Below are 10,441 nucleotides of genomic sequence, written 5' to 3'. Positions count from 1 at the left end.
CTTCCGAACGTAAGATTTACCGAACTGCGGAGCAGAGAAGGGAAATCCACAGTGAGGAAGCAAGTAGGGCAACCGAAGAGGACTTAGAACTAAGCGACGCAAATGACCCATATGAGTGCTTCCGAACGTAAGATTTACCGAACTGCGGAGCAGAGAAGGGAAATCCACAGTGAGGAAGCAAGTAGGGCAACCGAAGAGGACTTAGAACTAAGCGACGCAAATGACCCATATGAGTGCTTCCGAACGTAAGATTTACCGAGCTGCGGAGCAGAGAAGGGAAATCCACAGTGAGGATTGATAGGAAGCCGCGGCTAGTGGTAGATATAAACCATATCAAACCGATACCGCGGTGCGTAGCACCAATGGTATCGACCGTAAAGCCGCTTAGTAACTTCAAATATATGTAAATTAATAGCATTATGTAGACACGAGTACCAATGTTACCGAATTGTAAATGACTGTATAACTTTAAATATATGTAAATAACGAGCCCTATACTCTTGATCTCCAAGTTTATAGGGCTTTTTTATGTCTATTTTTGCATATTACTAATAAATATTTTCATTCATAGATTAATATGAATATCTTGTGAGGGATTTTCTTGATAATACTAGGTATGTGTGATATTCTCATTATATGCTTAAGTGGATTGGAGTGATTAGTTTATATGTATAAATATGGCAAGAGCTGTATTAAAAAATTATTATGTTTTCTCGCAATATGTATTGCAATTTTAGCTATCTCTTTTGGTGTTATGTGGGGGCTGTCTACTGATTATAAAATCTATGGTGTACCAGTTCTTAATTACCATCAAGTAAACGATGAAAAGCATTCAGCTTTGACTCTTCATGTTGATCAGTTTAGAGAGCAGATGGAGTATTTACATAATCAGGGATACAACACGATTACATTAGATCAATTATATGATTATTTAGAAAATGGTGCTGAATTACCCAATAAGCCAATTGTTATCACCTTTGATGATGGCTATGTAGATAACTATAAAAATGTATTGCCTATTTTAAAGGAATACAACATGAAGGCTACCTTGTTTATGATTAGTGATGCAGCTAATACGCCTGGTTTTGTTTCTACAGAACAAATGCACCAAATGGAAGCGGGTGGATTTGATATTCAAGGCCATACAAATCATCATAAAATTTTAACAAAAATTGACCCTACCGAATTACCGGATGCTCTTCTTGGTGGGAAGACTTCTTTGGAGGGGATTTTGGGTGAGCCTATTGAGTATCTAGCATATCCTGGTGGGTTTAACGATATGCTCGTTCAATATGTAACTAAACAGTCTGGTTATAAAATGGCTTTCACAGTACAACCAGGTACAGTACAGCCAGGAGATAATCTATATGCCTTAAATCGATTGGCTATATTCCAAGGTGATACACCATATCTATCGTTCTGGATGCGCCTACATTGTGCACCATTTATTCACTACACATGGGCATTACGTGATTTTTTACGCGATAATGGATGGCCGAGATTAGCATCTATTATTCCGTTATTCTAGGAGGAACTATGTCTTACGAAGTTGTAGCAAGACCTTTACGCGTTGCTGTTTTAACAGTTTCTGATACTCGTACCTTTGAAACCGATAAAGGCGGTAATAAAGTACAAGAGTTTTTAGAACAAGCAGACCATATTGTGGCAGATCGTAAAATTGTTATTGATGATTACGATGAAATTAGAAATGCTATGATCCCATGGTGTAATGATGAAAATATTGATGTTATCATTTCTACAGGTGGCACTGGCATTGCTAAGCGAGATGTGACAATTGAAGCTGCGAATAGCCTCTATGAGAAACATATTCCTGGATTTGGTGAAATCTTTAGATATTTGTCCTATACAGAGGATATTGGTACTAAGGCGATGGCGTCTCGTGCTGAAGCAGGGGTCAACAATAACACCTTGATGTTCTCTGTGCCAGGCTCTGTAGGTGCCGTTACATTAGCTATGAGTAAACTTATCATTCCTGAAATGGCCCATCTCGTTCGAGAAATTACAAAATAATATATTTAGACTGCTCATTCGTGGGCAGTCTTTTTTTGATAATAGAATTCATAATGCTATTTAAGGGACATAAAAATATTCAGATAATACCTTATTAATGGGTATAAAATCTATATATGCTAATTCTCAATAAATAAAACAATACCATTGCAGTATTGTTTTATTTCGATTATACTAGATTTAGTAATACGTTTGTCCGAGTGCACGAGAAAGGAGACCTTATGAAGTTAAATCAGGCCACGGATTATGCATTTCGCATGGTCTTGCATATGGCGCTATTACCTTCGGGAACGAAGATAACTGGCTCTGTATTGGCTGAGCAGGAATTGATTCCAGAACGATTTTTGCTTAAGATTATGCGTAGTCTCATTGCAGCTGGGATTATGAAATCCTTTCGCGGTGTAGATGGTGGGTTTGCCCTCAATCGAGATCCTCAAGAGATTTCATTGCTCGATGTAATTAGAGCGGTAGAAGGGGATGCGTATTTACAACGGTGTTTATATGATGTAGGTTCTTGCTCTAAATCTTGTATGGGGCATTGTGCTATCAATGAGGCTATGGGGACGATTCAGGATCAATTAATTAATCAGTTGGAGCAGGTTAACTTTAAAACTCTTGCTCAACGTGAACAGTTGATTGAGGCTGAAGCGTTGCCATATTCACAAGCGCAATGATACAAGGTTTTTAGTAAAAGCTCATCAAGTGATGTAGGTATTTTATTCTAAGGAGGAAAACACATGTTTGAAGCTGTAGATTTAGCTCGATTACAATTTGCGCTAACATCTATCTATCACTGGTTGTTTGTGCCGTTCACACTAGGCATGACAGTGACTGTAGCTATCTTGGAGTGGACATATGTGTCTACTGGTAAAGAAGTATACAAAAAAATGGCAAAGTTCTGGGGCAAATTGTTCCTAATTAACTTTGCTATGGGTGTGGTAACTGGTATTGTTCAGGAATTCCATTTCGGTATGAACTGGGCAGAATATTCTCGTTTTATGGGTGACATTTTCGGCGCTCCATTGGCCCTTGAAGCATTAATGGCATTTTTCTTGGAATCTACATTCATGGGTGTTTGGATCTTCGGTTGGGACCGTTTGAATAAAACTGTTCATGCCCTTGTAGCTACGTTGGTGGCATTAGGTACAAACCTATCCGCATTCTGGATTCTCGTAGCAAACTCTTTCATGCAACATCCTGTAGGTTATGTACTCCGTAATGGCCGTGCAGAAATGGATAACTTCTTAACAATTGTTCAAAACGGCTATGTACCAGGCCAATTCTTCCATATCGTGTTGAATGGTCTATTAACAGCAGGCGTAATCATCATGGCCATCAGTGCATGGCACTTATTGCGCAACAATGCGACAGACTTCTACCGTCGTTCTGCTAAATGGGGCATGGTTATTGCTCTTGTATTCGGTACTTTAGGCGCTTTGGCAGGTCATCATCAAGGTCAATACATTACAAAAGTACAACCTATGAAAATGGCTGCTATGGAAGCATTGTGGGAAACACAAGATCCAGCTCCATTCTCTTTAGTGGCTAACATTGATACTAAAGCACAAAAAAATACTGGCGCACTTGAAATCCCTGGTGGTTTGTCCTTCTTGACTCAAAACTCCTTTACTTCTGGTAAAGTAGAAGGTATCAAAGATCTTCAAGCTAAATCCGAGGCTCAATACGGTCCTGGTAACTATATTCCAGATGTTCCAGCAATCTTCTGGACATTCCGTATCATGGTTGCAGCTGGTTCCATTATGTTACTTGTTGCATTCGTAGGTCTTATCCTTAATGCAAAAGACAAATTAGTTGGTAATCGCACATTCTTAAAAATTATGTTCTGGACATTGCCATTGCCATTCATTGCTCATTCCACAGGTTGGTTTGTAGCAGAAGCAGGTCGTCAACCATGGCTTGTATATGGCTTGCAATTAACTGCAGACGGTGCTTCTAAAGCCGTTACAGCTCCAGAAATTATGACTACTATCATTGGCTTTACCATTGTGTACATCGTAGCAGCTATCGCAGCTCTCTACCTTGCTGTTGAACACATCAAAAAAGGTCCAGATGGCAATCCATCTCACGATGTAGTTGAAAAAGAGGAGGCGAGATTATGGAATTAATTTTTAATAACCTTGAAGTGGTATGGTTTATTTTAATTACTGTACTATTCGCTGGCTTCTTCTTATTAGAAGGTTTTGACTATGGTACTGGTATTTTATTACCATTCATCGGTAAAACTGACGTTGAACGTCGTCAAATGATCAATGCCTTGGGTCCTGTTTGGGATGGTAACGAGGTATGGATGATCACTGCTGGTGGTGCATTATTTGCATCCTTCCCTCATGTATATGCTACGTTGTTTAGTGGTTTCTATTTAGCGTTATTCTTAATGCTTGCGGCTCTTATTATCCGCGGTGTATCTTTTGAATTCCGCTCCAAGAGCCCTAACTTGTTATGGCGTAAAACTTTTGACTACTGCATCTTCTTCGGTTCCTTGATTCCTGCATTATTGTGGGGCGTTACAGTTGGTAACTTGATTCAAGGTACTCCTATCGATGCAAGCATGACATATGTAGGCACATTCTTTGATTTATTAAGCCCATACACAGTACTTTGCGGTATTGCGTTTATCTTGGTATTCACATACCATGGTGGCTTGTTCACTTCTATCAAAACAGCTGGTGCTGTTTCCGAACGCGCTCGCGCAGCTTCTTTGGTAGTTGGTGTTCCTACTGCAATCGGTGCTTTAGTATTGGTTGCTGCTACATATGTATGTACAGATTTGTTCAACTCTGTATTAGCAATCGTGTGCTTCGCATTAGCAATCGTGTTCTTCCTCATTTCTTGGGGTGCTGCACGTACTCGTAATACAAAATGGGGCTTTGTATTTAGCTCCTTAACTGTTATTTCTGTAACAGCTGCTTACTTTGCAGGTTTGTTCCCTCGCATCATGGTTTCTTCTTTGAATCCTGACTGGAGCTTAACTATTGCAAATGCAGGTAACTCTACTTACACATTGACGTTGATGACTTGTGTAGCCTTCGTATTTGTGCCAATCGTATTGGCTTACCAAATCTGGGTATACTGGACATTCCGTCATCGTGTATCTGAAAAAGACTTACACTATTAATAGAATAGCTTTATAACTCTAGTGAGTTATAAAATTTAGGTCTCAATGTGAGGCGTGTCGTAGCGGCACGCCTCTTTTTTGTGGTAAGATGAATATAATATTGATAAATTTAGATTCATTTGATCGTATATATTGGATTCTAAATTCATATGATTTTTTATATTAACTATATTTACCATAGGGGATACTATGATACAGCGTACCGCCTTTAAAGCGTTGCTAGAACATAAAGGTCAGCTTTTATTACTAGGCTTAACTTGTTTAGTTGAAAGTCTATCCATTGTTGGGCAAGCTTGGTTCTTTGGAACCTTAATTAATAATTTTATTTTTTCTGAAAATACCTTACACGATGAAAGGTATACCATTATCTATTTAGGGATTGCTATTATTGTGAGATTACTAGCACATTATGTGCAAGAATCTGTAGCCAACCGATTGGGAAGTGCAGTAAAAGCAACCTTTAGAAAACGAGCTTTAGTACATATGTTTAAGCTAGGTGTTCAACATAAGGAGCGCCACGGTGATGTAATCCATATGCTTACAGATGGATTAGAGCAAGTAGATGCTTACGTAGCTCGATATATTCCGCAAATTTTATATGCTATTATGATTCCTCTTATTATGGGCATTGCTATTGTAGATACATTGCCTATTATCGGCATCATTCTGATTGTTACAGTACCATTGATTCCATTCTTTATGATCTTAATCGGCAAGCAAGCAGATCGCCTCAATAAAGAACAGTGGGAACGTATGAGTTTCTTGTCTGGGCATTTCCTCGATGTATTGCAAGGTATCACCACATTAAAACTTTTTGGCCGTGCGAAGGATCAAATCAAGGTCATTGGTCGTTTATCTGAAGAGTTTAAAGACTCTACTTTGCGTGTGTTGCGCGTGGCATTCTTATCTGCATTGGTTCTTGAACTTGTAAGTACTATTAGTACGGCATTGATTGCTGTATACCTGGGCTTAACATTATTGGATGGTGAAATTCCATTCTTTTCAGCCTTCTTTATTTTGTTATTAGCACCAGAGTTTTATACGCCATTTAGACAACTGGGGGCTGCATTCCATACGGGAATGGCAGGGAAGACCTCCATTTTAAAATACGAAGAGTTTATGAATCGTCAGCCATCGTTACCTGTAGGTGGACAATCTAAACTTCAAGGACCTATACAAGCTATTGAAATTAAGGATTTAACCTTTACCTATGAAGATAGTGAAAATGGGGTACAACATATTTCATTAGAGGCTAAACGCAATTCTCCGATTATGCTTGTTGGTGAAAGTGGAGCCGGGAAATCTACAATCGCTCATATTATTGGAGGCTTTTTAACTGCTCCTAAAGGTACTGTTGCCATCGATGGTCTTGATGTTTGTGACATCGATGTTGAGTGGTGGCGTCAACAAATTACTTATGTATCCCAGCATCCTCATATCATGAAAGGAACATTACGCGATGTATTATCCTTTGGAATGAATGTAAGTGATGAAGAGATTATAGAGGCATGTAAAGAAGTACAGCTACTGGATGTGATCAATAGACAACAAGAAGGTCTTGATACGATTATTGGTGAAGGTGGCTTAGGTCTTAGTGGTGGCGAACGTCAACGGGTGGCGTTAGCACGTGCGTTCCTACGAAAAGGGCAAGTGTTAATTCTCGATGAGGTAACGGCACATCTTGATGTAAAAACAGAATCTATCATAAGTAGTGCTATCCAACGTTTGATGGAGAATAAAATCGTTATTATTATTGGCCATCGCCTACAAACGATGCACTGGGCTTCTACGTTATACGTTTTAAAACAGGGGCGCATTATTCAACAAGGTTCTTATGAAGAGCTTATTGCGGTAGATGGATATTTTAAAGACCTTGTCATCTCTGGTTTAGGCGAATTTTCTTCAACTATTGAAGAGCAGTTGCAAACAGGGAAATCATTTGATATTCAAGATAGAGATGACCTAGATTATTCAATTCCTGTTGATAAAAAAGGTGCTTATGTACGCGGAAACGATACACATACATCTGAAGTGTCAACGTCTACTATGGGCTTACAAGGATGGCGTTTGTTATTCTCTGTATTAAGTCCTGCAAAGTGGTCTTTAGTATTAGCTTTGATTTTTACATTCTTAACAGTATTCATGAATGTAGGGCTTTTAACTGTGTCTGCATGGTTATTGGCCTCAGCTGCATTGCAACCAGGCCTTACTTATTTGAGCCTTGCCATTGTAGGGGTTCGATTCTTCGGCATTAGCCGTGCCGTATGTCGCTATTTTGAGCGTTATACATCTCATCGGATGGCATTCCAAGGCTTATATGGTTTGCGTGTATGGTTCTATGCTCATTTAGAACCATTAGCACCGGCTATTCTTAAACGCTTTGGTGCGGGGGATATGTTAGGCCGTATTATGGGGGATATAGAAGTATTACAATTCTTCTATTTGCGCACATTAATTCCTCCTGTAGCAGCCATTGCTTTAACTGCTTTAGTAGCCTATGGTGTTTCTACGATTGATAGTAGTTTGGTTACGCCTATAGTTTTGTCGGCCCTAATATTAGGTTTTGTATTGCCTTTAGTTGTATATGCTCATAATAAACAATCATTGACTGAGATCGGACCGCAACAAGGGGAATATAAATCACTATTAAGTGATACTATGGATAGTTTAGAGGATGTCATTAGCTATGGCAATGAAAATCTAGTCTATCATCGTATTCAACATATGATGCATACTGTGGACGCTAATAAGGGTGTTATTGAGCGCGGCATGAACTTAGGGAATACGCTGTTCCTAGGTGGTGTGCAAATTACTGTTGTTATTGTAGCCATATTGGCTGCTAATGCTTTGACCGGCGCTTGGGCTAGTGTTATGGTAGCGGTTGCTGCCATTGGTACACAAGCTTGGTTTGAGGCGTTACAACCTATGATTGCTGCCGTTCATCATGGTGCTGAAAGCAAGGTAGCTACGAGTCGTCTCATGGCACTCGCCAATGAGCCAATGCCTGTGGTAGACCCGAAGGCACCAAAACCATTCAATGCTAATCGAGATATTACCTTTACCGATGTATCTTTTGGTTATAATAAAAAGCGTTGTATTTATGAACATCTTAGATTAGACATTAAGCAAGGTCAATCAGTTGCCATCGTTGGTGCTAGTGGCTCTGGTAAGACTACATTATTTAATATGCTTGAGCGTTTATATGATTATGGTGGTTCCATTCATGTAGGTGACGTAGAATTAAAGGATATTTCTATAGATACATGGCGTAATGCGTTGGGAACTATTACACAAGATACGTATATCTTCCATGCGTCCTTTGAGGATAATATTCGACTAGCAAGGCCGGATGCTTCAGCAGCTGATTTAGAGTGTGCTATCGATCGTGCTTCCTTGCGCTCTGTAGTGGATAGATTGCCAGTAGGTCTTAATACGATTGTTGGTAGTGGTGGTCATGGCTTAAGTGGTGGTGAACGTCAAAGGATTGCATTAGCTCGATTATTCTTGCGAAATCCACAAATCGTTTTATTGGATGAACCATTAGAAGGTTTAGATCAAGTAACGAGAAAGGCTTTACATTGTGATTTGATGGAATATGTAAAGGATAAAACATGCTTATACATTACACATCAGTTAGAAGGATTAGAGCAAATGGACCGTATCGTATTTATGGATAAAGGTCAAATTATAGAAGATGGAACATATGAAGAATTGATTGCACTTCGTGGTCATTTCTATGAATATTGCTACCTATCTATGGCAAGTATTCAATAAAAATAAATATCAGTTAAATTATCTATTATAACTATTAACTTATAATAGGTTGAATATTAAACTACAGTAATAAAGCCCCTTTTGCTATGTAAAAGGGGCTTTATGTATGCCTATATTTAATAGTATATGTAGTAGTCTTTTATCGATAAATCATGCAATATATGGTATAATTTGTATGTCAAAAGCTATTTTTTTGTTACCCTTGGAGGGGTTATGACTAAGATCTTCACCAAAATACGAGCGTTGGTGGATGAAGCATTATCTGATCGTGATACAGCGGTGGATAAGGTGCCTACTATAGAAAAGGCTCCATTAGAACAAGACTTGTTCGACCACCGTTTACTATATATAGAAGAAGACACAGTCAATCGTATGTTACGGGCTGCTCTTCGCAATCATTGGCTCTTTTACGCGGTAACCTTTGAATTTGAGCCAAACAATCAAATATTCCTATCCATTATTACGAAATGGGGGAATGTGATCAATGTGGAATTCACCTTAGAGGATTTATGGTTTGATGATTACTCATCATCCTTTGCAATCCGTCTCGACACAAATAATATAGATACAGGTGGGTTTATTTTAAACTCTATCCTACACCTATTAGGTAACTGGTGCCTCAGTCTCTTTGGTATATTCTTTAATCCTATTGCACTAGGTGAGAAGGGATCTACTATGCGTTTTGAGAAAAAGGGGATTATCCAGTTCGATCTATTACCGAATACACAAGTAAAAAAATTCATACCTTTGCCTGAACGACATATCGGTAGTAATGGTCCTGTTCTATTGGGGAACCCTCGTACTAGTCAATCCGTTTTACAGTTAGATTACTATGCGTTCCATGACCCAGTAGATACATTCACTGTACCGGATGTACCAACCCGTACCAGCTGGCTTCGTTCCATCGATATTGCGGCAGTTCTCTTATTGCCAATCGGCGTGTGGATTACCTTTATTATCTTGCATCACTACTTGCCTACAGAAACGTTAGAGTTCTCATTCTCTACATATTTCTTGATTTCTTTAGGAATTTTTATCATTTCCTTCTTGGTTATGAATATTCCTAGATATCTGTATATGTACTTTGATTCTCGAAAACAGTGGCAAAGTGCTTTTGTACATAACAATATTAAAATTCAAATGCGTAAATTACACCGTCGTATTTTCATGCAGCAAGCTACACTCACATCGGATTGTGACGAATGTACTGCTAATGAAAGCCAAGAGCGTATTAAACATTTGTTATTACAAATTCGGGATAAACGATTCCTTGCCAATCGACTTAAAATTGCTGACGATGATAGAATGCGCAAGCAGAAGGTTAAGTTTATTATCGCCTATATTGGTTGTACATTAATTGAATTGATGCTGCTCATGAATTACTAGGCATTGATTATTAAATAACAGCATATGTTATGGTATAAATAAAAAACGTATCTCTTAATATGATATGTACCCCCTTTACTGGACAACCAGTAAAGGGGGTATTTTCATGAGATA

General features: G+C 38.7%; 7 protein-coding genes. All 7 read left to right on the top strand.

Going from position 1 to position 10,441, the window contains the following annotated elements; genetic code table 11:
* Positions 1-667 precede the first annotated feature (667 nt).
* Positions 668-1,528 (top strand): polysaccharide deacetylase family protein, encoded by an 861-nt coding sequence (locus QZR70_RS07100; protein ID WP_295802765.1) that lies wholly within the window; start codon positions 668-670, stop codon positions 1,526-1,528.
* Positions 1,529-1,536: 8 nt separating this feature from the next.
* Positions 1,537-2,031 (top strand): molybdenum cofactor biosynthesis protein B, encoded by a 495-nt coding sequence (locus tag QZR70_RS07095; RefSeq protein WP_105090264.1) that lies wholly within the window; start codon positions 1,537-1,539, stop codon positions 2,029-2,031.
* Positions 2,032-2,252: 221 nt separating this feature from the next.
* Positions 2,253-2,705 carry an Rrf2 family transcriptional regulator gene (locus QZR70_RS07090; protein WP_105090265.1) on the top strand — a complete coding sequence of 151 codons (453 nt, stop codon included), beginning with the start codon at positions 2,253-2,255 and terminating at the stop codon, positions 2,703-2,705.
* Positions 2,706-2,768: 63 nt separating this feature from the next.
* Entirely contained in the window at positions 2,769-4,157 is a 1,389-nt protein-coding gene (locus QZR70_RS07085) for a cytochrome ubiquinol oxidase subunit I (protein ID WP_295794110.1), read from the top strand.
* A complete protein-coding gene (gene cydB, locus QZR70_RS07080; protein WP_005387191.1) occupies positions 4,148-5,167 on the top strand; it encodes a cytochrome d ubiquinol oxidase subunit II in 1,020 nt (339 codons plus the stop codon). The genes QZR70_RS07085 and cydB overlap by 10 nt, the downstream gene beginning before the upstream one ends.
* A 189-nt stretch (positions 5,168-5,356) precedes the next feature.
* Complete coding sequence (gene cydD, locus QZR70_RS07075) at positions 5,357-8,941, top strand: thiol reductant ABC exporter subunit CydD (RefSeq protein ID WP_295794107.1); 3,585 nt, start codon at positions 5,357-5,359, stop codon at positions 8,939-8,941.
* Between the two features lie 213 nt (positions 8,942-9,154).
* The gene (locus tag QZR70_RS07070; protein WP_105090267.1) at positions 9,155-10,327 is read left to right on the top strand and encodes a hypothetical protein; all 1,173 of its coding nucleotides are present in this window, start codon (positions 9,155-9,157) and stop codon (positions 10,325-10,327) included.
* Positions 10,328-10,441: the final 114 nt, after the last annotated feature.

Source organism: uncultured Veillonella sp. (assembly GCF_900545205.1).
Lineage (GTDB): Bacteria > Bacillota > Negativicutes > Veillonellales > Veillonellaceae > Veillonella.
Note: the sequence above shows the minus strand (reverse complement) of the source record. Positions and strands in the feature narration are given on the sequence as shown.

Excerpts from the sequence above, each read along its gene's own strand:
- QZR70_RS07070 (WP_105090267.1), top strand. The coding sequence starts at position 9,155 with ATGACTAAGATCTTCACCAAAATACGAGCGTTGGTGGATGAAGCATTA.
- QZR70_RS07090 (WP_105090265.1), top strand. The coding sequence starts at position 2,253 with ATGAAGTTAAATCAGGCCACGGATTATGCATTTCGCATGGTCTTGCAT.
- QZR70_RS07095 (WP_105090264.1), top strand. The coding sequence starts at position 1,537 with ATGTCTTACGAAGTTGTAGCAAGACCTTTACGCGTTGCTGTTTTAACA.
- QZR70_RS07085 (WP_295794110.1), top strand. The coding sequence starts at position 2,769 with ATGTTTGAAGCTGTAGATTTAGCTCGATTACAATTTGCGCTAACATCT.
- cydD (WP_295794107.1), top strand. The coding sequence starts at position 5,357 with ATGATACAGCGTACCGCCTTTAAAGCGTTGCTAGAACATAAAGGTCAG.
- QZR70_RS07100 (WP_295802765.1), top strand. The coding sequence starts at position 668 with ATGTATAAATATGGCAAGAGCTGTATTAAAAAATTATTATGTTTTCTC.
- cydB (WP_005387191.1), top strand. The coding sequence starts at position 4,148 with ATGGAATTAATTTTTAATAACCTTGAAGTGGTATGGTTTATTTTAATT.